The organism is Methylobacterium frigidaeris (genome assembly GCF_022179185.1).
In the GTDB taxonomy this organism is placed as follows: Bacteria; Pseudomonadota; Alphaproteobacteria; order Rhizobiales; family Beijerinckiaceae; genus Methylobacterium; species Methylobacterium frigidaeris.
The window spans coordinates 12,803-34,954 of the sequence record NZ_BPQJ01000008.1; the positions used below are offsets into that span (position 1 = coordinate 12,803).

At 72.1% G+C, this 22,152-nt stretch carries 20 protein-coding genes; 10 read left to right on the top strand and 10 right to left on the bottom strand.

What is annotated here, in order from left to right; translation table 11 throughout:
• Window positions 1-157: 157 nt before the first annotated feature.
• The 5 genes from MFF64_RS10510 to MFF64_RS10530 all read left to right on the top strand — a co-directional run bounded on the left by MFF64_RS10510 (window position 158) and on the right by MFF64_RS10530 (window position 6,169).
• Window positions 158-1,363, top strand: coding sequence for an ABC transporter substrate-binding protein (locus tag MFF64_RS10510; protein WP_099903681.1), 1,206 nt, complete (start codon window positions 158-160; stop codon window positions 1,361-1,363).
• Window positions 1,350-3,452, top strand: coding sequence for an acetate--CoA ligase family protein (locus MFF64_RS10515; protein ID WP_238190718.1), 2,103 nt, complete (start codon window positions 1,350-1,352; stop codon window positions 3,450-3,452). The genes MFF64_RS10510 and MFF64_RS10515 overlap by 14 nt, the downstream gene beginning before the upstream one ends.
• Before the next feature lie 178 nt (window positions 3,453-3,630).
• Complete coding sequence (locus MFF64_RS10520; protein WP_099904200.1) at window positions 3,631-4,545, top strand: SDR family NAD(P)-dependent oxidoreductase; 915 nt, start codon at window positions 3,631-3,633, stop codon at window positions 4,543-4,545.
• A 2-nt stretch (window positions 4,546-4,547) separates the two neighbouring features.
• Window positions 4,548-5,714: a thiolase family protein gene (locus MFF64_RS10525; RefSeq protein ID WP_099904202.1), complete on the top strand. Its 1,167-nt coding sequence runs from the start codon at window positions 4,548-4,550 to the stop codon at window positions 5,712-5,714.
• Window positions 5,715-5,719: 5 nt separating this feature from the next.
• Window positions 5,720-6,169, top strand: coding sequence for a Zn-ribbon domain-containing OB-fold protein (locus tag MFF64_RS10530; protein ID WP_099904203.1), 450 nt, complete (start codon window positions 5,720-5,722; stop codon window positions 6,167-6,169).
• Between the two features lie 80 nt (window positions 6,170-6,249).
• Here the strand turns inward: MFF64_RS10530 and MFF64_RS10535 are convergent, their stop codons facing one another.
• The 3 genes from MFF64_RS10535 to MFF64_RS10545 all read right to left on the bottom strand — a co-directional run bounded on the left by MFF64_RS10535 (window position 6,250) and on the right by MFF64_RS10545 (window position 9,378).
• Window positions 6,250-6,984, bottom strand: coding sequence for an aspartate/glutamate racemase family protein (locus MFF64_RS10535; RefSeq protein WP_238190808.1), 735 nt, complete (start codon window positions 6,982-6,984; stop codon window positions 6,250-6,252).
• Window positions 6,985-7,021: 37 nt separating this feature from the next.
• A complete protein-coding gene (locus MFF64_RS10540; protein ID WP_099901263.1) occupies window positions 7,022-7,795 on the bottom strand; it encodes a ferredoxin--NADP reductase in 774 nt (257 codons plus the stop codon).
• A gap of 188 nt (window positions 7,796-7,983) precedes the next feature.
• Window positions 7,984-9,378 carry an amidohydrolase gene (locus MFF64_RS10545; protein ID WP_238190720.1) on the bottom strand — a complete coding sequence of 465 codons (1,395 nt, stop codon included), beginning with the start codon at window positions 9,376-9,378 and terminating at the stop codon, window positions 7,984-7,986.
• A gap of 176 nt (window positions 9,379-9,554) precedes the next feature.
• Between MFF64_RS10545 and MFF64_RS10550 the strand changes: the two genes are divergently transcribed.
• Both MFF64_RS10550 and MFF64_RS10555 read left to right on the top strand, forming a co-directional pair.
• A complete protein-coding gene (locus tag MFF64_RS10550; RefSeq protein ID WP_238190722.1) occupies window positions 9,555-10,484 on the top strand; it encodes a glycoside hydrolase 5 family protein in 930 nt (309 codons plus the stop codon).
• Between the two features lie 5 nt (window positions 10,485-10,489).
• Complete coding sequence (locus MFF64_RS10555) at window positions 10,490-11,323, top strand: PIG-L deacetylase family protein (protein WP_238190725.1); 834 nt, start codon at window positions 10,490-10,492, stop codon at window positions 11,321-11,323.
• Window positions 11,324-11,327: 4 nt separating this feature from the next.
• On the opposite strand, the gene MFF64_RS10560 is transcribed toward MFF64_RS10555, so the two are convergent.
• The 5 genes from MFF64_RS10560 to MFF64_RS10580 form a co-directional block, all read right to left on the bottom strand.
• Window positions 11,328-11,477 (bottom strand): hypothetical protein, encoded by a 150-nt coding sequence (locus tag MFF64_RS10560; RefSeq protein ID WP_165795820.1) that lies wholly within the window; start codon window positions 11,475-11,477, stop codon window positions 11,328-11,330.
• Window positions 11,478-11,973: 496 nt separating this feature from the next.
• On the bottom strand, window positions 11,974-12,096 hold the full coding sequence (locus MFF64_RS10565; protein WP_133123645.1) for a ribbon-helix-helix protein, CopG family: 123 nt from the start codon (window positions 12,094-12,096) through the stop codon (window positions 11,974-11,976).
• 168 nt (window positions 12,097-12,264) lie between these two features.
• Window positions 12,265-14,268, bottom strand: coding sequence for a methyl-accepting chemotaxis protein (locus MFF64_RS10570; protein ID WP_238190727.1), 2,004 nt, complete (start codon window positions 14,266-14,268; stop codon window positions 12,265-12,267).
• Between the two features lie 210 nt (window positions 14,269-14,478).
• Window positions 14,479-15,390 carry a polysaccharide deacetylase family protein gene (locus MFF64_RS10575; protein WP_099906117.1) on the bottom strand — a complete coding sequence of 304 codons (912 nt, stop codon included), beginning with the start codon at window positions 15,388-15,390 and terminating at the stop codon, window positions 14,479-14,481.
• A gap of 19 nt (window positions 15,391-15,409) precedes the next feature.
• Window positions 15,410-15,814: a hypothetical protein gene (locus MFF64_RS10580; RefSeq protein ID WP_099906115.1), complete on the bottom strand. Its 405-nt coding sequence runs from the start codon at window positions 15,812-15,814 to the stop codon at window positions 15,410-15,412.
• 294 nt (window positions 15,815-16,108) lie between these two features.
• Between MFF64_RS10580 and MFF64_RS10585 the strand changes: the two genes are divergently transcribed.
• The 3 genes from MFF64_RS10585 (at window position 16,109) to MFF64_RS10595 (ending at window position 19,711) form a co-directional block, all read left to right on the top strand.
• Window positions 16,109-16,720, top strand: coding sequence for a histidine phosphatase family protein (locus MFF64_RS10585; protein ID WP_099906113.1), 612 nt, complete (start codon window positions 16,109-16,111; stop codon window positions 16,718-16,720).
• On the top strand, window positions 16,717-17,499 hold the full coding sequence (locus tag MFF64_RS10590; RefSeq protein WP_238190729.1) for a TIGR04290 family methyltransferase: 783 nt from the start codon (window positions 16,717-16,719) through the stop codon (window positions 17,497-17,499). The genes MFF64_RS10585 and MFF64_RS10590 overlap by 4 nt, the downstream gene beginning before the upstream one ends.
• Before the next feature lie 109 nt (window positions 17,500-17,608).
• Window positions 17,609-19,711 (top strand): FUSC family protein, encoded by a 2,103-nt coding sequence (locus MFF64_RS10595; protein WP_238190731.1) that lies wholly within the window; start codon window positions 17,609-17,611, stop codon window positions 19,709-19,711.
• Here the strand turns inward: MFF64_RS10595 and MFF64_RS10600 are convergent.
• The gene (locus MFF64_RS10600) at window positions 19,698-21,035 is read right to left on the bottom strand and encodes a globin-coupled sensor protein (RefSeq protein WP_238190733.1); all 1,338 of its coding nucleotides are present in this window, start codon (window positions 21,033-21,035) and stop codon (window positions 19,698-19,700) included. The two genes, MFF64_RS10595 and MFF64_RS10600, sit on opposite strands and share 14 nt — an antisense overlap.
• Window positions 21,036-21,136: 101 nt before the next feature.
• A complete protein-coding gene (locus MFF64_RS10605) occupies window positions 21,137-22,060 on the bottom strand; it encodes a LysR family transcriptional regulator (protein WP_099901833.1) in 924 nt (307 codons plus the stop codon).
• Window positions 22,061-22,152: the final 92 nt, after the last annotated feature.

Below are 22,152 nucleotides of genomic sequence, written 5' to 3' on the forward strand. Positions count from 1 at the left end.
CAGAATAGCGTTCAGCGGACGGAATGAAAACGATGATCCGCGCGCGGCCCGGGACAAGGGGCGCAGACATCATGGGAGGACCAGGATGGCACGGACCCGACGGGCCCGGACAGCGCCCTGCGCCGGTGCAAGCCTGCGGGCGCGCGGCGCCTGGGCAATGCTGCGGGCGGTCTGCGCCGCGGCCGCGCTCTCTGCGCCCTTCGTGGTCCCCTCCGCGGCACGCGCCGACGGCGACGTGCTCCGGATCGGGATCATCACCGACATGAGTGGCCAGTACAGCCAGGGCAACGGCGAGGGTTCGGTCGCCGCCGCCCGGCTCGCAGTGGAGGATTTCGGCCCCACGGTGCTGGGCCGGCGCATCGAGATCATCTCGGCCGACCACCAGAACAAACCCGACATCGCCTCGGCGATCGTCCGCAACTGGATCGACACGAAAGGGGTCGACGTGATCGCCGAGGGCGTGAACTCGGCGGTCGCACTCGCGGTCCAGGCCGTGACGCACGAGCGCAACAGGATCTTCCTGATCTCCGGCTCCGGCTCGTCCGACCTCACCGGCAAGCATTGCTCGCCGACGAGCGTGCACTGGACCTACGACACCTACGCTTCGTCGAACACCACCGCCAAGGCGGTGGTGGCCCGCGGACGCATGACCTGGTTCTTCCTCACCGCCGACTACGCGTTCGGCCACGCCCTCGAACGCGACGCCGCGAAGACCGTCGAGGCGTCAGGCGGCACCGTCCTCGGCAAGGTCCGGCACCCGTTCAACAACCCCGATTTCTCGTCCTTCCTGCTCCAGGCGCAGTCCTCGCCGGCCGCGGTGATCGCGCTCGCCAATTCCGGCAGCGACTTCGCCAACGCCGTCAAGCAGGCGAACGAATTCGGCCTGATGCAGTCCGACAAGACCATGGTGGCGCTCCAGGTCACGCTGACCGATGCGGCATCCCTCGGGCTCGACGTGCTCCAGGGCACGCTGTTTACCGAGAGCTTCTACTGGGACCGCACGCCGGAGACCCGGGCCTATGCCGAGCGGTTCTTCGCCCGCCGCAAGGCGATGCCGACCGCCTACCAGGCCGGCGTGACCTCGGCGATCACCCATTACCTGAAGGCGGTGCGGGCCGCCGGCACCACCGACTCCGCCGCCGTGATGGCGACGATGCGCGCGACGCCGGTCGACGACTTCTTCGCGCAAGGCGGCAAGGTCCGGGTCGACGGCCGCATGGTCCATGACATGTACCTGATGCGCTTCAAGAAACCGTCCCAGTCGAGGAGCCGGTGGGACCTCTACGAGCTCGTCGCCACGGTCCCGGGCGACGAGGCGTTCCGGCCGCTCGGCGAAGGCGGATGCCCGTATGTCCAGAACTGACGCCGCCGATCTTGCCGCCCTGGTCCGGCCCGGCGCGGTCGCGATCATCGGCGCCTCCGCCGACCCGACCCGCATCGGCGGCCGGCCGATCGCCTACATGCTGCGCGCCGGCTTTACGGGCGCGATCCTGCCGGTGAACCCGAACCGGGCCGAGGTGCAGGGCCTCGCCTGCTACCCTTCCGTCGCGGCCCTGCCGCAGGCGCCCGACGTCGCGGTGATCGCGGTACCGGGCGCGGCGGCGCTCCAGGCGGTCGAGGAGCTGAGCGCGCGCGGGACCCGCTTCGCCGTGATGTTCACGGCGGGCTACGCCGAGATCGGCGAGGCGGGGGCGCGAGACCAGGCCGCCCTCGTCGCGGCGGCGCGGCGGCACGGGATGCGGCTCCTCGGGCCGAACTGCCTCGGCCTGTTCAACGCGGCCGCCGGCTTCTACCCGATCTTCTCCGCCTCCCTTGAGGGCGGCCTGCCGCTGCCGGGGCGCATCGGCATCGCCAGCCAGTCGGGCGCCTACGGCACCCACCTCTTCGCCGCCTGCCGCGCCCGGGGCATCGGTACCGGGATGCTGGTCACCACCGGCAACGAGGCCGACCTGTCGGTCGCCGACGTGATCGCCTGGATGGCGCAGGACGACGACCTCGACGTCGTCATGGCCTACGCCGAGGGCGTCTCGGCCGGGCCGGCCTTCGCCGACGCCTTGGCATCGGCCCGGCGGGCGAGGAAGCCCGTGATCCTGATGAAGGTCGGCCGCAGCGCGGTCGGCCGCGCGGCGGCGCAGTCGCACACCGCCTCGATCGCGGGCAACGACGCGGTCTTCTCCGCGGTGCTGGCCGAGCACGGAGCGATCCGGGCCCGCTCGACCGAGGAACTGATCGACATCGCCTACGCGGCGACGCGGCGGATCTACCCGGTGCCGAACAGCTTAGGGGTCATCACCATCTCGGGCGGCGCCGGCGTCCTGATCTCGGACGCCGCCGAGGCGGTCGGCCTGCCGATGCCCCCGATGCCGGAGGAGGCGCAGGACCGCCTGCGGGCGATCCTGCCCATCGCCGCCCCGCGCAATCCGGTGGACTGCACTGCGCAGGCCTTCAACGACCTGTCGCTGATCGGCCGCTTCACCGAATCGATGATCGCCGACGGCGGCTATTCCTCGATCCTGGCCTTCTTCACCCAGATCGGCGGCGCCCCCAGCATGGCCCCGGCGATCCGCGCCCAGCTCAACGCCGTCAAGGCGCGCCACCCGGACCGGCTCTACGCTCTCTCGGTCCTCGCCTCGGAGGAGCGCAACCGGGAATACGAGGCCGACGGCTACCTGCTCTACGAGGACCCGGCCCGGGCGGTGGTCGCTCTCGACGCGATGGGCCGCCTCGGCGCCAGCTTCTCGGCGTCGGAGCCGGCAGCAGTGCCGGCGGGCGAGCCCGTCCGGCTCCCCGAGACGAACCCGAGCGAGGCCGAGGCGAAGCGCCTGCTCGCCGCATCCGGGATCGCGACGGTACCGGAGGCCGCCTGCGCGGATGCCGATGCCGCGGTCGCGGCGGCCGAATCCTTCGGCTTCCCCGTCGTGATGAAGGTCCTGTCGCCGGACATCCTGCACAAGACCGAGATCGGCGGTGTGCTGCTCGACCTGTCCGACGCCGACGCGGTCCGGCGCGGCCACGCCACGCTCCTGGAGCGCGCCGCCCGCCACGCGCCTGCGGCCCGGATCGAGGGCGTGCTGGTGGCACGCCAGGTCAGGGGGGCGGTCGAGTGCATCATGGGCATCCAGCGCGACCCGGTCTTCGGCCCGGTGGCGATGGTCGGCCTCGGCGGGGTCTTCGTCGAGGTGATGCGCGACGTGGTCTTCCGGCGCTGCCCGTTCGGCGAGGACGTCGCCGAGGCGATGATCCGCTCGATCAAGGCCGCCCCCCTGCTCACCGGCGCCCGTGGCCGGCCGCCCTGCGATGTCGCGGCGCTCGCCCGGATGCTGTCGCGCCTCTCGGTCTTCGCCGTGGCGGCGGGGCCGCGGCTCGCCTCCATCGATCTCAACCCGGTCTTCGCCCTGCCGGAGGGGGCCTTCGCGGCGGACGCGGTGATCGAGGTGGGGGAGGCGGGGTGATTGGGGGCTCGGCCGGGCAGGTTCGGGATGAAGCGTCGGAACGCTTCCCCCCTCCGCGGGGACGATCGGCGAGCGAGGCGGCCCGCGCTCGGGGGCAAGTCCCCGACGATGACCGCGAGGGCCACCGGGCCTTCCAGAAGCGCCCGCCGCGCTGGAGCAGGCAATAAAGGAGAGCTCCATGGGCATGCTGGACGGCAAGGTCGCGCTCGTCACCGGAGCCGGGGGCGGCATCGGGCGGGAGATCGCGCTCGCCATGGCGCTCGCCGGCGCCAAGGTGGTGGTCAACGACGTCGGCGCCAGCCTCAGCGGCCTCGGTGAGACCTCGGCGACGCCGGGCGAGCAGACCCGCGCGATCATCGAGCAGCGGGGCGGTGAGGCGGTGGTCAGCACCGACACGGTCGCCGAGTGGGAGGCCGCGCAGCGCATCGTCGCCACGGCCCTCGACGCGTTCGGCCGCCTCGACATCGTGGTCAACAATGCCGGCATCCTGCGCGACCAGATCTTCCACAAGATGACCCCCGAGGAGTGGCTGTCGGTCATCAACGTCCACCTCAACGGCAGCTTCTTCGTCTCCCGCGCCGCCGCCGAGACCTTCCGGCGCCAGAATGCAGGCGCTTACGTCCACATGACCTCGACCTCGGGACTGATCGGCAATCTCGGCCAAGCGAACTACTCGGCGGCCAAGCTCGGCATCGCCGCCCTGTCGAAGTCGATCGCCCTCGACATGGGCCGCTTCGGCGTGCGCTCGAACTGCATCGCGCCCTTCGCCTGGAGCCGGATGACGAGCTCGATCCCGGCCGAGACCCCGGAGCAGAAGGCCCGCGTCGCCAAGCTTCAGGCGATGGGGCCGGAGAAGAACGCGCCGCTCGCGGTCTTCCTCGCCTCCGACGCCGCCGCCCAAGTCACCGGCCAGATCTTCGCCGCCCGCCACAACGAGCTGTTCGTGTTCAACCATCCCCGCCCGGTGCGCGGCGTGCACCGGGGCGAGGGCTGGACGCCGGAGACCATCGCCGAGCACGGGATGCCGGCGCTCTCCGGCCACCTCGCCCCCCTCGACCGCAGCCCCGACGTGTTCTCCTGGGACCCGGTGTGACCATGACGATCAACGGACGCGCGTTCATCGCGGGGGCCTACGAGCACCCGACCCGCAAGGCCCCCGACAAGTCCGTGGCCCAGCTCCACGCCGAAGCCGCCGCCGGGGCGCTCGCCGATGCCGGGCTCACGAAGGACGACGTCGACGGCTATTTCTGCGCCGGGGATGCCCCGGGCCTCGGACCGCTGGCGATGGCCGACTACATGAACCTGCGCCTGCGCCACCTCGACAGCACCGACATCGGCGGCGCCTCCTACATCGCCCACGTGGCCCATGCGGCGCAGGCCATCGCGATGGGCCATTGCAACGTCGCGCTGATCACGCTCGCCGGCCGGCCGCGCAGCGCCGGCCATTCCGGTACCGCGGCCCGGCCCGTCATCGCCGACGCGCCGGACAGCCCATGGGAGACGCCGTTCGGCCCGACCACGGTCAACCTCTACGCGCTCTGCGCTCGCAGACACATGCACGAGTTCGGCACCACCGCGGAGCAGCTCGCCTGGATCAAGGTCGCGGCCTCGCACCATGCGCAGCACAACCCGCACGCGATGTTGCGCGACGTGGTGACCGTCGAGGACGTGCTGGCCTCGCCGATGGTCGCCGATCCGCTGCACCGGCTCGATTGCTGCGTCGTCAGCGACGGCGGCGGAGCGCTCGTGGTGGTGCGGCCCGAGATCGCCCGCAGCCTGAAGCGCCCACTGGTGCGGGTGAGGGGAGCGGGCGAGGCGCAGAAAGGGCAGCTCGGCGGCGAGGTCGATCTCACCTGGTCGGCGGCGCGCCATTCGGGGCCCGCCGCCTTCGCGGAGGCCGGGGTGACCCCGGCCGACATCAAGTACGCCTCGATCTACGACAGCTTCACCATCACGGTGCTGATGCAGCTCGAGGATCTGGGCTTCTGCGAGAAGGGGCAGGGCGGGCGCTTCGTCGCCGACGGCACCCTGATCTCCGGCAGCGGCCGGCTGCCGTTCAACACCGATGGCGGCGGCCTGTGCAACAACCACCCGGCCAACCGGGGCGGCATCACCAAGGTGATCGAGGCTGTGCGCCAGCTCCGCGGGGAGGCCCATGCGGCAGTCCAGGTGAGGAACTGCGACCTCGCCGTGGCGACCGGGATCGGCGGCCTGCTGGGCAGCCGCCACGGCGCCGCGACCCTGGTGCTCGGGAGGGAGTGAGACGCATGGCCCGGATTTCCTCGACCTGCCTCACCCTGCGCGACGGGGACTGGCCCGACCCGCCGGCGAGCCCCGAATCCGCGCCCTTCGTGGCGGCGGCGAAGGAAGGCCGGTTCCTCCTGCGCCGCTGCACCGCCTGCGGCAAGGCGCACTGGTATCCGCGCTCCCTATGCCCGTTCTGCTTCGGCGAGACCGCCTGGGAGGAGGCTTCCGGCGAGGGCACGATCTACAGTTTCACCGTGCTCGCCCGCGAGGACCCGCCCCGCGCGATCGCCTACGTCACCCTGGCGGAAGGGCCGACGATGCTGACGAGCCTCGTCGCGTGCGAGGCCGGACAGCTCGCGATCGGCCAGCCGGTACGGCTGGTCTTCGCCTCGTCGAAGAACGGCACGCCGGTGCCGTGCTTCCGGCCGGTCGGGGAGGGGGATCCGCCGTGGATGGAGCCGGAGGCTTAGGGGCGGGGCGAGCCGGCACCGATGTCGGGGCCCATGCGGGCCAGGGCCGTCCGGGAGAATGAGAGGCGCGGGTTCTCCTCTCAATCGCCGCGCAGCAACCGCGCCAGTTCCTCCGACAGCCCCACACTCTCGGTTGGCGGCAGAGACGAACGCGCCCCGGCGAGCCCCGCGGCGGCCATCACCGCCCGCGCCCCGGCCTCGACCGAGCAGATCACCGGCACATCCACCTGGGGCTGAACCCGCTCGGCGAGACCGGCCAGCGCCGCGCCGCCGAGCACCACCACGTCGGCGCCGTCGATCTCCGCGCAGTCGCGGCAGGCCGCGGCCAAGCGGCCCAAAGCCGCGTCGGGGTCGCGGGCGATCTCGCCGCCGGTCGGCGCCACGGTGCGGATGCCGGCGAGGCGCTCGGAGAGGCCGAGCATCGCCACGAACTCGGTCAGCATCGGTTTCCAGAGGACGCCGCCGGTGACGATGCCGACGCGTCGTCCACGCGTGCAGGCGAGGTGGAACGCCCCCTCCGCCATGCCGACGACCGGCACCGGCGAGACTTCCTTGAGGGCGAGAAGGCCGGGGTCGCCGAAGCAGGCGAGGTAGACCGCGTCGCAACCTCCGACATGCGCCGCCAGCGCGTCGAGGGCGGCGTGGCCGGCGATGGCCGCGGCGGCGCGGCTCGCGATGTAGCGGGCGCCGAACCGGCCGGTGGCCGGCACGACCTCCGCCGGGATCAGCCGGCGGTGGAAGATGTGTCGAACATGCACCGCCGCCTGCTCGGTGACCGCGGGCGTGGTGTTGGGGTTGATGAGCAGGATGCGCAAAGACAGTTTCTCCTCGCGCATCCGGCCTATCACGCCGCTACTTCTCGACGAAGGCCTTCTCGATCACGTAGTGGCCGGCCTCGCCGTGGTTGCCCTCGATGTAGCCGGCGCCCGCGAGCAGGTCGCGGGTGTCGCGGATCATGTCCGGGCTGCCGCAGAGCATGAAGCGGTCGGCCTCCTTCGACATCATCGGCAGGCCGATATCGGCGAAGAGCTTTCCGGAGGTCATCAGGTCGGTGATGCGGCCGCGGTTGCGGAACGGCTCGCGGGTCACGGTCGGGTAGTAGATCAGCTGATCGCGGACCATGTCGCCGATCAGCTCGTGGTTCGGCAGCGTCTCGGTGATCGTCTCGCCGTAGGCGAGTTCCTGGACGTGACGGCAGCCATGGACGAGCACGACCTTCTCGAAGCGCTCGTAGGTCTCAGGGTCCTTGATGATCGCCAGGAACGGCGCCAGGCCGGTGCCGGTGCCGAGCAGGTAGAGGTTGCGGCCGGGCATCAGGTTGTCGAGCACCAGGGTGCCGGTGGCCTTGCGGCTGACCACGATCGGGTCGCCGACCTTCAGGTGCTGCAGCTTGGAGGTGAGCGGGCCGTTGGCCACCTTGATGGAGAAGAACTCCAGCTCCTCCTCGTAATTGGCGCTGACCACGCTGTAGGCGCGCAGGAGCGGCTTGCCCTCGCCCTTGAGGCCGATCATCGTGAACTCGCCGTTGCGGAAGCGGAACGACGGGTCGCGGGTCGTGCGGAAGCTGAAGAGCGAGTCGGTCCAGTGATGGACGGACAGGACGCGCTCCTCGTTGAAGTTGCTCATCGTGCCAGGAATCCTGAAGGCGTTCGACGGGTCGTCGGTTCTCGATTTGGGAGAGGTCATCTCGCAGGTGCGGCATCGCCGTCAAGGCGTCGTCGCACAAGCGAGGTCTGCGTGGCCGTCAAGCCGCAGGACAAATCGCCTGTTCTTCGGAATGCTTCCAGGCAGCAAGCACTCACGCCATCCCGCACTCACGCCATCCCGGTCGCATCCGCCACGAGGTGCAGGGTGGCGCGCAGGCCGGTCATCAGCCCGGCCTCGTCGACGGTGAAGCGCGGCGAGTGGTTGGGCGCCGCCTTGGCGGGGTCGGTGCCCGGCGGGGTGATGCCGACGAAGTAGAAGAAGCCGGGCGCCTCCTTCGCGAAGTAGGGGAAGTCCTCGCTCGCCATGGCGGGATCCACCAGCCGCGCGTGCTCGCCGAAGAGGCGCGCCAGCGTCGGGGCGCATCGGGCGGTGAGCGCGGCATCGTTGTGGAGCGGCGGGTAGCCGTTCTCGTCCCAGGTCACCTCGGCCTTGCCGTTCATGCCTGTCGCGATCGACTGGGCGATCTCGGTGACCCGGCGCTTGGCGGTGGCGCGCTGCGCTTCGCCGAAGGTCCTGAGCGTGCCCTCAAGCTCGGCGGTCTCCGGGATGATGTTGTTGCGCAGACCGCCCTTGAAGATGCCGACGCTGAGCACCGCGGGGCTGCGCGCGACGTCGGTCTCGCGGCTGACCACGGTCTGGAGCGTCGTGACGATGGTCGATCCGATCACGATCGGGTCGACGCCGTTCCACGGCATCGCGCCGTGGGTCTGGCGCCCGGTCACCTTGATCTGGAAGCGGTCCGCCCCCGCCATGGCGTTGCCGGGCCGGTAGCCGATGCTCCCCGTCGGCAGCGCGCTCGAGACGTGCAGGCCGAACACCATGTCGGGCTTCGGGTCGCGCATCGCGCCCTCCTCGACCATCAGGCGGGCGCCGCAGACGCCCTCTCCCACCGTGCCCTCCTCGGCGGGCTGGAACAGCAGCTTGATCGTGCCGGGCAGGCGGTCGCGGTGGGCCGCGAGCACCTGGGCCGCCGCCATCAGGATGGCCACGTGGCAATCATGGCCGCAGGCATGCATCACGCCGACCTCCTGGCCGCCCCATACGGCCCGGGCCTTCGAGGCGAAGGGCAGGTCGACCTCCTCGCGCACCGGAAGCGCATCCATGTCGGCCCTGAGCGCGACGACCGGGCCGGGCCCGGCCCCGCCCTTCAGCACGGCGACGATTCCGGTGCGCCCGACGCCCTCCCGCACCTCGTAGCCGAGGCCTCGCAGGTGCTGGGCCGCCAGGGCGGCGGTGCGGCGCTCGCGGTTGCCGAGCTCCGGATGGGCATGGATGTCGCGCCGCCAGGCGATCATCGCCGCTTCGATCTGCCTCGCTGCGGCGTCGAGATCGGCGTGGACCGGCCGGGCAGGAGCGGGGGCGGCCTGCGCCGCGGCCGCCCGGGGCAGGAAGGCCAGGGCGGCGCAGGTGCAGGCGCCCTTCAAGAGCGCCCGCCGCGCCGGCTCGACCGGGACGCTCTCCGCCCGAAATCCTCTCGCTGCGCGCAATCCGATGCGAAGCATGACATCCTCCCCGAATCCGGCCCGCTTGCCGCCACGCCCTCGATCTGACGTCACGATACGCCCGGTCCGGGGTCCGAAGCCAGCGGCGGACGGCTTGCACCGCGCCCGGCCTGCCGCCATGACGGGCCACCATACTCCCCACCCCCAATTCCCTGCCCTTTCGCGACGAGGCCCGCATGATCGAAGCGGCGATGATCTGGAACGAGCCCAACAACAAGTCGCACTGGGATCCCGAGATCGATCCGGGCTGGTCGCTCTTCGCCGACACGCTGGATTGCGCGGCGCGTGCCGTGAAGGCGGAGGCGCCGCACCTGCCGACGGTGCTGGGCGGCATCTCGCCGATCGATCCGACCTTCATCCGGATGCTCGACGGACGGCGCGCCCTCGACCACGTCGACGTGGTGGCGGTGCACGGCTTTCCGCTCGACTGGAACCTCTGGCAGATCAACGAGTGGCCGGCGAAGATCGCCGAGATCCGGGCGGTGACCCCTAAGCCGATCTGGGTCACCGAGGTCGGCGTCTCGACCTTCGGCGCCGAGGAGGTGCAGGTCTTCGGCCTCGACCGTACCGCCGAGCTGCTGGTCGGCCGGGCGCCGCGGATCCACTGGTACAGCCTCTACGACCTGCCGCAGGCCTGGGGCGCCACCACCCGGCACCGGGAGGCGGAGGGCTCGTCCTATTACCGGCACTTCTACATGGGGCTGCTGCGCGAGGACGGCACGCCCAAGCCGGCGCTCGAGCACTTCGCCCGCCACACCCCGGCGCTGGGCCTGTGCCAGTGGTTCCACTACCAGGATCACCGGCTCGACGAGGCGGTGGCCTGGATGCGGCGGCTCGGAGTGACGTATCTCCGGACAGGCCTGTCCTGGGCCGATTCGTTCCGGCCCGATGCCCTCGACTGGTTCGACCGGCAGATGGAGGCCCTGGCGGAGTTCGACGTGACCGTGACCTTCTGCTTCACCCCCGAGCACCGGGGCATCGCCCCCCACCACACCAGCCCGCCGCAGGTGAAGGAGGAGTTCGCCGAGTTCTGCGCCGCGATGGTCCGGCGCTATGCCGGGATGATCCGGCCCGGGCCGGCCCTCGGGCCGCAGCCGGCGATCTGACCGCGATGACGGCGATCGCCCCGACCTCGCCGGCCGCCGAGCGGTTCCTGGCAGCCCTCGCCGACCCGGCCTGCGGGCCGGTGGCGGCTGAGCACGCCGCGCTCGTGGTCGCCCACCCGGACGACGAGAGCATCGGCTGCGGCGCGCAGCTGCCGCGCCTCTCCGGCCTCACGGTGATCCACGTCACCGACGGCGTCCCCCGCGACGGGCGGGACGCCACGCGCCACGGCTTCGCCGATCCCGCCGCCTACGCGGCGGCGCGTGCCCGGGAGCTGGATGCGGCGCTGACCCTCGCGAGGATCGCACCGGAGCGGCGCATCGCCCTTCGTTATCCCGACCAGGGCGTCGCCGAGATCATCGCGCCCCTCGCCCGGCGTCTGGCCGAGATCTTCACCGAGCGCGGCATCACGGTGGCGCTGACCCACGCCTACGAGGGCGGCCACCCGGACCACGACGCCGTGGCGCTCGGCCTCCGGGGCGCCCGCCGGCTCCTCGGGCCAGAGCGCCTCGCGGTGATCGAGATGCCGTTCTACCATGCCGGCCCGGATGGGTTCGACGCCGGCAGCTTCCTGCCGACCGACCCGCCGCGGCGGGCGATCGCGCTCCACCTCGACCCCGAGGATTGCGCCTTCAAGGCCGAGCTCTTCGCCGCCCATGTCAGCCAGGCCGCGACCCTGAACCAATTTCCGATCGCCCTCGAGCGCTTTCGCGAGGCGCCGGAGGGCGGCTTCGAGACCCTGCCGAATGGCGGGCGGCTGCTCTACGAGGCTTGGGGGCTTGGCCTGACCGGCGATCGCTTCCGGGCGCTGGCCGAGGCGGCGGGGCGGGCGATCGGCTGAGGCGTCAGTGTCCGCTGCCGACCGGCATCGCGCGGTAGAACGCGACCACGTCGCGGTAATCCTGGTCGACCGGTGTGACCGGCATGGCGAGGCGTAGGCTCAAGCCCGCGAGGCCGGTGAGCAGGGCGAGGACGAGGCAGGCGCGCAGCGACATGAACCGGGCGGTGCCAGAAACGCCACCCGGCGTAAAGCGGCTTACCTCGCGGGCATCGCGAAAACGGGTACGGCCGGACCGATCCACGGCCTTGAGCGGAGCGAGGGGGCGGAGCCCAACTCAAGGTCGCGGCCGGCCCGGCCGCATGTCGAGCAACCTACTGGAGGGGTGATGAATGTCAACATTCGTCACTCGCCAGCCGCGGACTGCTGGTGCCCGGTGTGCGCCAGCGCACAAAGTCGTTTTGCCCCTGAATCTTTCCGACAACTTGCTCTTGAACAGCAGCCACGCCCACAGGTCCGGTTGATGAAGCCGATCGGCGGCGGAGGCATCGGAATCGGCACGGTGACGTTGCGACGGATACGGCCAAGGCCTGGCGCCGTTGCTGCCCATTCTCGCGGGTAGGCGGGCCTCGACACCTGCCGACGCCCCTATCACGTCCCGCGGACCCCCGGGCTCCCGGCGACCGCCGATGGATCCGTCGTGAGAGGACGGATCAGGTCCCGATCGTCGCCGCGAGCGCATCCTCGATCAGGCCCGAGCGGGTCAGGCCCCGTGCCTCCGCGGCCTCGTCGGCCTGACGCAGCAGACCCTTGTCGATCGTGAGGTTGACCCGCACCCGCTCGCCCGTCAGGGCGCGCGGGGTGATGAGCTGGAGCGTCGCCCCCTGCCGTTCCTCGGTCCAGTCCGGATCGGAAGCGGAAGATGAACAGGAAGCGAAACGGCCCCGCTGCGTCGCCGCGGCGGGGCCGGTGATCGAGATTCGGCGCCCGCGACCGCCGCAGCGTCAGGCCGCCTGAATATCGCGCAGGAAGCCGTCCACCTCCTGCTTGACGGTGAGCGACTGCGTGGCGAGCTCGGCGGCAGCCATCAGCACCTGGGAGGCGGCGCTGCCGGTCTCGCTGGCGGAGCCGAGGACGCCGGCCATCGCGGCGGTCACGTCCTGGGTGCTCTGGGCGGCCTGCGAGGCGTTGCGCGAGATCTCGGCCGTGGCGGCGGTCTGCTCCGTCACCGTCGCGGCGATCATGCCGCTGATCTCGTTGATCGTCGCGATGGTCTGGCCGATCTGCCCGATGGCGCCGGCCGCCTGGCCGGTGGCCGCCTGGATCGCGTTGATCTGCCCGCCGATCTCCACGGTCGCCCGGGAGGTCTGGGCGGCCAGCTCCTTCACCTCGGCCGCCACCACCGCGAAGCCGCGGCCGGCCGCACCCGCACGCGCCGCCTCGATCGTGGCGTTGAGGGCGAGCAGGTTGGTCTGGTCGGCGATCGCCGTGATCGTCGCGACCGCGGCGCCGATCTGCGTGGCGGCGGCGCTCAGGCTCGTCATGGCGGCGTCGGTCGCCGCGGCCTCGCGGGTGGCGTTGCCGGCCACCTCGTTCGAGCGCAGCACCTGCCGCTCGATCTCCTGGAGCGAGCTCACCATCTCCTCGGCCGCCGCCGCGACCATCTGGACGTTGGCCGCGGTCTGCTCGGCGGTGGTGCTGGAGGCCTGCGCCTGGGTGCTGGTGATGTCGGCGACGCCCGTCATGGTGCGGGCCGTGGCGTCGAGCTCGGTCGCGGCCGAGGTGACGATCTCGAGCGAGTCCGCCACCCGGTGCTGGAAGCCCCGCACCAGCTGGTCGACCCGGTCGGCGCGGCGCTGGCGGGCGGATTGCTCGTCGCGCTGCTGCGCTTCCAGCTGGTCGCGGGCGATGGCGTTCTGGCGGAACACCTCGACCGCCTGGGCCATCTCGCCCATCTCGTCCCGGGAGTCGCGGGAGGGCACGGTCAGGTTGGTCTCTCCTTGAGCCAGGCGCTTCATCGCCGCGGTCATCCCGCCGATCGGCCCGACGATGCTGCGGGCGATCAGGAACGCGAGGCCGGCGCCGAGGGACAGGGCGACGGCGATCAGGACGAGCTGGATCGTCCGCGTCCGGGCCGTCATCGCCTGCGTGTCGGCGGCGATCTCGCGGACCACGGCCTCCACCTTGGCCCGCACGGTCTTCGTCGCCTGGTCGATGGCCGTCACGCGCGGCTTGATGCCGGAATCGTAGGCCTTCTGGCTCTCGCCCAAGGCCACGCTGTAGGCCTGGAAGGCGGTGACGTAGGCCGCGAGCGCCTGCTCGGCCGCGCGGATCGGCTGCGCGAAGGCACCCGTGGAGTCGGTCCCGCGCAGGGCCTTGAGGGCCGCTTCCGCCTTGCCGGCATTCGTCGCGAAGGTCGCCGGGCCGTTCGGATCCTGCGTCGCCAGGAAGCGCCAATTGGCGACCCGCACCAGCAGCACGGCGCTCTCGGCCGCGGCGGCCTGGAGCACCTGTGCGTCGCTGGCGCGGGTCCGCATCTCGGCCAGCATCGCGGTGGTGGCGCGGGTCAGCTCGTCGCCGCCCTTGAACAGCTTGTCCTTGGTCTCCGCCATGCTGCGCCCCGCCGCTTCCAGGCGCTGCAGGTCGGGCTTCAGGTCACGAGCCTGGTCGCGGATCTCGCCGTAGAGCCGGCGGCGATCCTCGGCGATCGCCCGCTTGGCCATGAGATCCCCCGATTCCTCGATCGCCTGGCGCTCCGCGTCGATTCCGGCGATCAGCTCGGGCCGCGGCGAGAGCCGGTACTGCTCCGCCTGGCCCGACATCGTCTTCGTCGACACGATCACGGCGAGCGCGGAGCGCGACAGGTCGTCGAGCAGCGCCCGACGCTCGTACTGCTCGACGAGGCCGGCCTGCTGGTAGATCGAGAAGCCGCCCAAGGAGGCCGCAATGACCATCAACGACGCGAAGCCGACGTAGAGGCGGGATCGAACGGTCAGCCTGCGCAACATGGCATTACCCAGATGTGAAATTATTCACGCATCATGAGTATGTGCCGTTAACTATCGGTTACGAGCCGGCCGTCCGGTAGAGGGCTGTCATATCGCAGGACGGTCTTGCAACGGCGCCCTTGACTTCCCCTGAGGCATGATTCCTTGTAAGAGGCTACGGACGCCGGCAATCCGTTCGGCGCCTGCCCCGCAGACGCGAGGAGCCGCGCCTTACCCCGGCACCATCCCGTCCGGCAGCCCGATGGCGTGATCCGCGATCATCCCGGCGCGGGTGATCCACACCTCCTCCCGGTGTTGCGCGATATGCGCCAGCGCCCGGCGCAGCGGCCGCAACCGGTGCGGCTGGCCGACGAGGTAGGGGTGGAGCGCGATGCCCATCACCAGCGGCGCGGCGGAGGCGGCGGCGCGCATCTCCTCGAAGGTGTCGACGATCATCTCGGCGAACTGGGCCCCCGAATCCTTGCGCCCGACGATGGACGGGATGTCGTTCAGTTCCTGCGGATAGGGCACCGAGAGGATGCGTCCGCCGCGGGTGGAAAACCAGGTCGGCTGGTCGTCATGGCACCAGTCGAGGAGGTAGCGGTAGCCGGCCTCGGCGAGAAGGTCCGGGGTCGCGCGGCTCTGCGAGATCCAGGGGCCGAGCCAGCCCGCCGGCGCACGGCCCTCTTCCCGGGTCAGGATCGCAGTGGCCTCCGCGATCAGGGCCCGCTCCGCGTCCTCCGGCAGGGTGCCCTGGCGCTCGGCGTTGGTGCGGCCGTGCCCCACCACCTCGTCGCCGCGGGCGCGGAAGACGTCCATCAGGCCGGGGCACTCGGCGTAGATGCGGCTGTTGACCAGCACCGAGGCCGGCAGCGACAGCGCGTCGAACAGCTCGGCGAGGCGGAACACCCCGACGCGGTTGCCCCAGTCGCGCCAGGCGTAGTTCAGCACGTCCGGCTGCGGCCCGCCCGGCGCCAGCTCGGCCCCGAGGCCGCCGCCGAAATCGAAGCACTCGACGTTGAGGGCGACGTAGACCGCGAGCCGCTTGGCCCCCGGCCAGTCGTAGGGAGGGCGGCGCGGCAGGGGGCTGTAGGCGTAGCGCCCGTGCTGTCGTCCTTGCGGGCGGCTGGCCTCGTCGCTCATCCGTGTCTCCGTGCTCTCTTCAAGGCTGTCTGGCGGGCGGCGCCTCCTCCCGGGCGGCGGGCAGGAGGATGCCCGGGGCGATGTTGCCCTCGGGACCGTACTCCCCGGCCACTGCCCGGCAGGCGGCGTCCCGGTTCTGCATCATCTGGTTCGACATCAGGGCGAAGATCGTCTGCACCTTGGCGCCGAACGGGCCGCGGGGCGGGCGCACGTCCTCGATCGACACCTGGTAGCGCGCGAGCAGGGCCTCGAACGGCGCGGTGCCGATGCGGTAGCCGCAGACATTGGCCGCCGCGAACACGTAGGCCGCCGTCTCCAGAGCCCGGGGTGGCGGGGCGTTGCGGATACCCTGTGCGCCGGCCGGGAGACCGACCACGCCGCAGGCGAGCGCGCCCATGAGAGCGAGGAGCTTGGTCGGGCGCATGGCGAGGATCCTCCGGAGCGTGCTGCACGGTCTGGAGCCGGGCGTCGGCACGGTCCCGAACCTAGCGCGGCCGCTCGTGGGCGCCAGTGTACGGGAAGTCGGCCTGTCGTCCCTGCTCACGCCTTCCTCGGCCGGAACGGGCGTGGATGGACCGGAGAGGGGCGTTGGATCCGCATCCACCGCGCAGCCCCGCCGAGCCCATTCGAAAAAACTACCCGCCAGTATCCATCCCACCCATGGCCGCCCCTGTGCCCCGGCCTATCTGGCGTTCGGACGAGGGTGAGTCGGAGGCACATGACCACGACCTTCTTCCTGGTGCGGCACGCCGCCCACGACCGGCTCGGCCGCGTTCTGTGCGGGCGGATGCCCGGGGTGACGCTTGGGCGCGAGGGGAGGGCGCAAGGCGAGGCGCTCGCTGCGCGGCTGGCCGGCGAGGGACTGGCGGCGGTCTACGCGTCGCCGCTGGAGCGGGCGCAGGAGACCGCCGCCCCGCTCGCGGCCCGGGCCGGGCTCGCGGTCGAGATCCTGCCGGCCCTGAACGAGATCGATTTCGGCGCCTGGGCCGGGCAGAGCTTCGACGACCTGCACGGCGATCCCGCCTGGACCGGCTGGAACCAGGCCCGCCACGTCACCCGGCCGCCGGGGGGCGAGACGGCTTTGGAGGCACAGGCCCGCGTGCTGCGGGGGCTGGAAGACCTGCGCGCCCGCCACGGCGAGGCCCGCCTCGCCCTCGTCAGCCATGCCGACGTGATCAAGCTCGTCATCGCCCATGCCCTCGGGCTCGGGGCGGACGGGATGCAGCGCTTCGAGATCGGCCCGGCCTCGGTGAGCGTGCTGGTGCTGGGCGCCTGGGGCGCCAAGGTCGAGAGCCTGAACGAGCGGGCGTTCCTGGGACACCACGCATGACCGACGACAGCATGACCGACGCGACTTTGCGTGCCCAGTCCTTGCGCAAACGTGCCGAGGCCCTGGGCCCCTGGTTCCACAACATCGAGATCGCGCCCGGCGTGTTCACGGCGCCCGGCCACTTCCTCGGCGACTACCCGATGGTGAAGTGGCGGACCTTCGCGGACGCCGTGCCGGCCGACCTCACCGGCAAGACGGTGCTCGATATCGGCTGCAATGCTGGCTTCTACGCGGTCGAGATGAAGCGCCGCGGCGCGACCCGGGTGCTCGGGATCGACGAGGACGAGCGCTATCTGGCCCAAGCCCGCTTCGCCGCCGAGGCGCTGGGCGCCGAGATCGAGTTCCGCAACCTCTCGGTCTACGACGTCGGGGCTTTGGCTGAGCGCTTCGACGTGGTGCTGTTCATGGGCGTGCTCTACCACCTGCGCCACCCGCTGCTGGCTCTCGACCTGATCCATGCCCACGTCGCCGGCGATCTGATGGTGTTCCAGTCGATGCAGCGGGGCGCTGGCACGGTGGCGCCGGTGGCAGAGGATTACGACTTCTTCGATGCCGGCCATTTCGACGATCCGGGCTACCCGAAGCTGCACTTCATCGAGCGGCGTTACGCCGGCGACCCGACCAACTGGTGGGCGCCCAACCGCGCCTGCACCGAGGCGATGCTGCGGGCCTCCGGCTTCCGGATCGAGGCGCATCCGGAGGAGGAGGTCTATCTCTGCCGCCGGACCGCGATGCCGGTCGCGGGCCGGCCGGCCTATCCGGTGCGCCCAGAGGCCTGATCGGTACACGGGGCGGCCCCGCATCCTATAACGGGTCGCGGGGCACGCGGCTTGCCACGCTCGCCGAGGCCCTGTCGAGACCTCCGCGCGCCGTGACCCCTCCCGTTCGATGAAGCCCTTGCCCCTCCGCCGTGGAACCCTGCGCGAGCCGGGCCCCGACCTCGCCCGGCTGCCGGTGGCGCCGGACCTCACCGGCATCAACGTCGCCGAGGGCCTGCGGGCGGCGGTCGCCTTCGCGAGCATCATCCTGCTCGAATGGTGGCTGGCCTGGCCGCCGCTCCTCACCATGGCGCTCGCCGCCAACCTGACCTGCTTCTGCGACATCGGCGGGCCGATCCGGCCGCGGCTCAAGGCGCTCCTCGCCTTCGCGGGCCTCGGCGGCATCGTCTGGGGCGCCTTCGGGGTGATGGAGGGCTACGGCCCGGCCCTCGTCCTGCCGGTGGCGCTCGTCGTCATCTTCTGCTGCACCTTCGCGCGGGTCTGGGGCGTGCCGGCCCAGACCGTCGGCAACGTGCTGGTGGTGGTGCTCTGCCTCGCCCTCGACCGGGCGCTGAGCGTGGAGCAGGGGGCGGTCGTCGCCGCGATGTTCTGGGCCGGCGGGCTCTGGGCCGCCTTCCTGGCCCTGGTCGTGTGGCGGCTCCATCCCTACAGGCCCGCCCACACCGCGATCGGCGGCGTCTGGCGCGGCCTGTCGCGCCTCGCCCGCGACTTGCGCCGGCTCTCGGCCGATCCGCCAGGAGCCGACACGAGCGGGGCCGACCTCGCGGTCTGGGAGGCCCATGCGCGGGGCCACCGCCGGGCGGTGCGCGACGCCATCGAGGCCGCCCGCACCCTGGTGCTGGACCTCGCCCGCAGTCGCGCCCGGCTCTCGGAGCGCAATGCCCGGGCGCTGATCCGGCTGGAGGCGGCCGAGCAGCTGTTCGGGGTGATGATCGCCCTGTCGGACTACCTCGAGCGCGCCACCCCGGCGCAGCGGGCCGAGGCCGCCAGGCTCCTGCGCCTGCTGCCGCCGCTCCTCAAGATCCTGGGGAGGGCGATCCGCCGCGACCGGCCGGTGGACCTCCGGCGCATCGAGCGGGTGCTCGCCCGGGCGAGGCCCGCCCCCGACGCCGACCCGGCCTATCGCCGGATGGCCGAGCGCATCCTCGACCGGGTGCGGATCGGCGCCAAGCTGTCGGGGCCGGAGGACCTCGCCGGCGGCGGGGGGCTCGCCGGCGCGCCGGCCCCGCCCTGGCGCGAGGCCGTGCTCCAGCCGATTCGCGCCAACCTGACCTGGTCCTCGGCCAACCTGCGCCACGCCGTGCGCGCGACCGTGGTGGCTTTGCCGGCCCTCGCGCTCACCTTCTGGTGGCCCGGCCCGTTCACCCACTGGCTCACCATCACGGTGGTGCTGACGATGCAGCCCTTCTACGCCGCCACCTGGCAGCGGGCGCTGGAGCGCATCGGCGGCACGGTCCTGGGTGGGGTGATCGGGGCGGTGCTCGCCTTCTACGCCACTTCGCCGCCGATCCTCGCCGCCATGATGGTGCCGCTCAGCGTGGTCGGCTTCGCCGCCAGGGGCGTGAGCTACGGCACCTTCATCGCCTGCCTGACGCCCCTCGTCGTGGTGCTGGTGGAGCTCGTCGAGCCCGGTCACTCCTCCTGGGAGATCGTCGGGATGCGGGCCCTGTTCACGGTGCTGGGCGGCGCGGTGGCGGTGCTGGCCGGCCTGCTGCTGTGGCCGCTCTGGGAGCCGGGCCGCGTGCGCGACGCGCTCCGCGCCGCGCTGGCAACCCATGCCCGCTACGCCGAGGCCGTGGTGGCGGAGCGGTTGGGCGAGGGGCCGTCCGCCGCCGCCGAGGCCGCGGCCCGGGCGGCGGGGCTTGCCAGCAACAACCTCGAGGCGGCGCTCTCCCGCGCGCTGCAGGAGCCGCGCCGGCGCGGCCGCTCCCGCATCGAGGCCGCGATGGTCGCCGACGCCACCTTGCGCCGCATGGCCGGCCGCCTGGCGATCCTGCGCCACGAGCCGGAGCCGGCGGGGTCGGACGCCGCGATCTGGCGCGCCTGGCGCGACTGGCTGGCCCAGGCGCTGGCCCGCACCGCGAGCGGCGAGAGGCTGCCGCCGAAGCCCGAAGGCGCGGATTCGGCAGCGTTCGGGCGCATCGCCGCCCAGGTCGAGCTCCTGGCCGGGACGCTGAAGCGGGCGGGGATCGGCGGCGTCACGCCGCCCTGACCTCGCCTAAGAACGCCCCCACCGCCGCGCTCATCGCCTCCGCCTGCCGTCCGAGATCCTGGGTGGAGTCGGTGACCCGGGCGGCGGCCTCGGCGGTGCCGCCGGCGTCCTCGCGCACGCGGTCGATCAGGCGGGCGACCTCGTCGGTGCCGGCGCTGACGTCGCGGGTGCTGCGGGCGATCTCGGCGGTGGCGGCACTCTGCTCCTCGACCGCGGCGCTGATCATCGCGCTGCTCTCGTTGACGCGCCCGATCGTCTCGCGGATGCGGGCGATGGCCTCGACCGAGCCGCCCGCCGCCGCCCGCATGGCGTCGATCTGCCCGGCGATCGTCCCGGTGGCCCGGGCGGTCTGCTGCGCCAGCGCCTTCACCTCCGCGGCCACCACCGCGAAGCCGCGGCCGGCCGCCCCGGCGCGGGAGGCCTCGATCGTGGCGTTGAGCGCGAGCAGATTGGTCTGAGCCGCGATGCCGGTGATCAGCGTCACCACCTCGCCCACCTGCGCCACCGCCTCGGCGAGCGAGGAGACCCGCGCCGCCACCGCGTCGGACAGCGTCACTGCGTCCTGCGCGACCGCGTGGGAGCGGCCGACCTCGCCGGCGATCTCGGCGATCGCCGCGCGCAACTGCTCGGCGGAGCGCGCCACCTGCTCGGTCCCGGCCGAGGCCTCGATCACCGCCGCCGCCACGGCGGTGGCGGCTTCGGTCGAGCGCGCGGCGTTGCGCGACAGGGCGCCGACGGTGCCGTCGAGGGAGCGGGCCTGGTCGGCGACCGCACCGATCGCCGCCCCGACACGCTCCTCGAAGGCCTGGGCCAGGGCGGCGGTTGTGCTGCGCCGGCTGGCCTGCTCGGCGGCCGCGTAGGTCTCGAGCAGCACTTCGAGGTCGAGCCAGGCCGCCCGGGTGAGGGCGCCCTGAAGCGCCGCCTCGGCCTTCCCCCCGAGCAGCCGTCGCGGACCGGCGGGGCCGAGGGCCTCGGCGAGCCCTGCCGTCACCGTGGCGTGGCAGATCGCGACCGCGTAGGCCGGCACCCGCCGCGCGTAGAAGACGAAGGCCAGCCGCTCGGCGGAGGCCGTGAAATCCGGGCCGAAATCGCCGCCCACCACCCGCACCCAATGCGCCACCCGGACCGCGTGAACCTCCGGATCGCGCAGGGTCTCCTGGATCTCCGGCCAGGCGGCGAAGCGGGCGTTCCACTCGGCGAGGAGCCCCGGCAAGCGCTCCCGCGCGAAGCCGGCGAGGCTGCGCAGGCGAGCGAGGTCGTCCTGCGTGAGGCCGAAAGTGGCGAAGCGTCGGTTCTGCTCGGCGGCGACGACCGTCTGATCCATGGTTCAGTTGCACCTGTTCAGGTGCACAACTGATGCGAGCAGTTCGATAAATTTTCGGTTACCGCCGATAGAGTGGGGCGCGATGTATCACGTGTTATATCTTACGCCTCGGCCGCGAGGCTGCGGGCACACTCGGCGACCTGCTGGCGCAGCCAGGCATGATCGGATTGGCGCTCGACCCGCCGGGCCCAGACCAGGACCGAGCGGGTGACCGGCAGGTCCGGATCCGCCGGCAAGGCCGCGCAGGCGACCGGGTGCACCGTCGCCAAGGTGCGGGCGATCCGCTCGGCCATCACCGCCACCAGGTCGGAGCGGGAGAGGATCGGCGCCGCCGACAGGAACGGCGCCGCCATCGCGACGCGCCGCGGCGGCAGTCCCCGTCTCCCTAAGATCGCGTCGAGGAAGCCGACATCGTCGCCGGTCGAGGAGACCACCAGGTGCGACAGCGCCGCGAGACGCTCGTAGGTGAGAGGCGAGGCCAGGGCCGGATGTCCGCGCCGCGCGACGACCGCGAACCCGTCCCGGATGAGCGTGGTGGTGCCGAAGCGCTCGCCCTCGACCCGCCCGGCGCCGACGATCGCGAGGTCGATGTCGCCGCGATCCAGGAGGTCGTCGACCCTCACGGTGCCGCTCGGGCTCATGTGCAGGCTCAGGGACGGCGCCCGGCGGCCGATCCACTCGGCGATCGGCGCGGCCAGGACAACGGCGGCGGTGTTGTTGAGGACGAGGCGGAAGCTCGCGCTGGACGAGGCCGGGTCGAACCGGTCCTGGTGCAGAGCCCCCTCGATCTCGGCCAGCGCGCGGCGCACCGGCTCGGCGAGGTCGAGGGCGCGGGGCGTCGGGCTCATGCCCTCGGGCCCGCGCACGAACAATTCGTCACCGAGCGCCCGGCGCAGGCGCTGCAGCGCGTGGCTCACCGCCGACTGGCTCAGGCCCAGCCGCTCGCCGGCGCGCGTCACGTGGCGCTCGCGCATGATCGCGTCGAACACGATGAGGAGCTTGAAGTCGAACGCGTCCCAATTCACGGGCGCGGGTTGTAGCGGACGAGGGCGGTGAGGACCAGGCGGGGCGCTACGGGTCAACCCTCCCCCGCAGGGGTGGAGGGTTCACGCGCGGG

Excerpts from the sequence above, each read along its gene's own strand:
- MFF64_RS10510 (WP_099903681.1), top strand. The coding sequence starts at position 158 with ATGCTGCGGGCGGTCTGCGCCGCGGCCGCGCTCTCTGCGCCCTTCGTG.
- MFF64_RS10515 (WP_238190718.1), top strand. The coding sequence starts at position 1,350 with ATGTCCAGAACTGACGCCGCCGATCTTGCCGCCCTGGTCCGGCCCGGC.
- MFF64_RS10520 (WP_099904200.1), top strand. The coding sequence starts at position 3,631 with ATGGGCATGCTGGACGGCAAGGTCGCGCTCGTCACCGGAGCCGGGGGC.
- MFF64_RS10525 (WP_099904202.1), top strand. The coding sequence starts at position 4,548 with ATGACGATCAACGGACGCGCGTTCATCGCGGGGGCCTACGAGCACCCG.
- MFF64_RS10530 (WP_099904203.1), top strand. The coding sequence starts at position 5,720 with ATGGCCCGGATTTCCTCGACCTGCCTCACCCTGCGCGACGGGGACTGG.
- MFF64_RS10540 (WP_099901263.1), bottom strand. The coding sequence starts at position 7,795 with ATGAGCAACTTCAACGAGGAGCGCGTCCTGTCCGTCCATCACTGGACC.
- MFF64_RS10545 (WP_238190720.1), bottom strand. The coding sequence starts at position 9,378 with ATGCTTCGCATCGGATTGCGCGCAGCGAGAGGATTTCGGGCGGAGAGC.
- MFF64_RS10550 (WP_238190722.1), top strand. The coding sequence starts at position 9,555 with ATGATCGAAGCGGCGATGATCTGGAACGAGCCCAACAACAAGTCGCAC.
- MFF64_RS10555 (WP_238190725.1), top strand. The coding sequence starts at position 10,490 with ATGACGGCGATCGCCCCGACCTCGCCGGCCGCCGAGCGGTTCCTGGCA.
- MFF64_RS10560 (WP_165795820.1), bottom strand. The coding sequence starts at position 11,477 with ATGTCGCTGCGCGCCTGCCTCGTCCTCGCCCTGCTCACCGGCCTCGCG.
- MFF64_RS10570 (WP_238190727.1), bottom strand. The coding sequence starts at position 14,268 with ATGTTGCGCAGGCTGACCGTTCGATCCCGCCTCTACGTCGGCTTCGCG.
- MFF64_RS10575 (WP_099906117.1), bottom strand. The coding sequence starts at position 15,390 with ATGAGCGACGAGGCCAGCCGCCCGCAAGGACGACAGCACGGGCGCTAC.
- MFF64_RS10580 (WP_099906115.1), bottom strand. The coding sequence starts at position 15,814 with ATGCGCCCGACCAAGCTCCTCGCTCTCATGGGCGCGCTCGCCTGCGGC.
- MFF64_RS10585 (WP_099906113.1), top strand. The coding sequence starts at position 16,109 with ATGACCACGACCTTCTTCCTGGTGCGGCACGCCGCCCACGACCGGCTC.
- MFF64_RS10590 (WP_238190729.1), top strand. The coding sequence starts at position 16,717 with ATGACCGACGACAGCATGACCGACGCGACTTTGCGTGCCCAGTCCTTG.
- MFF64_RS10595 (WP_238190731.1), top strand. The coding sequence starts at position 17,609 with ATGAAGCCCTTGCCCCTCCGCCGTGGAACCCTGCGCGAGCCGGGCCCC.
- MFF64_RS10600 (WP_238190733.1), bottom strand. The coding sequence starts at position 21,035 with ATGGATCAGACGGTCGTCGCCGCCGAGCAGAACCGACGCTTCGCCACT.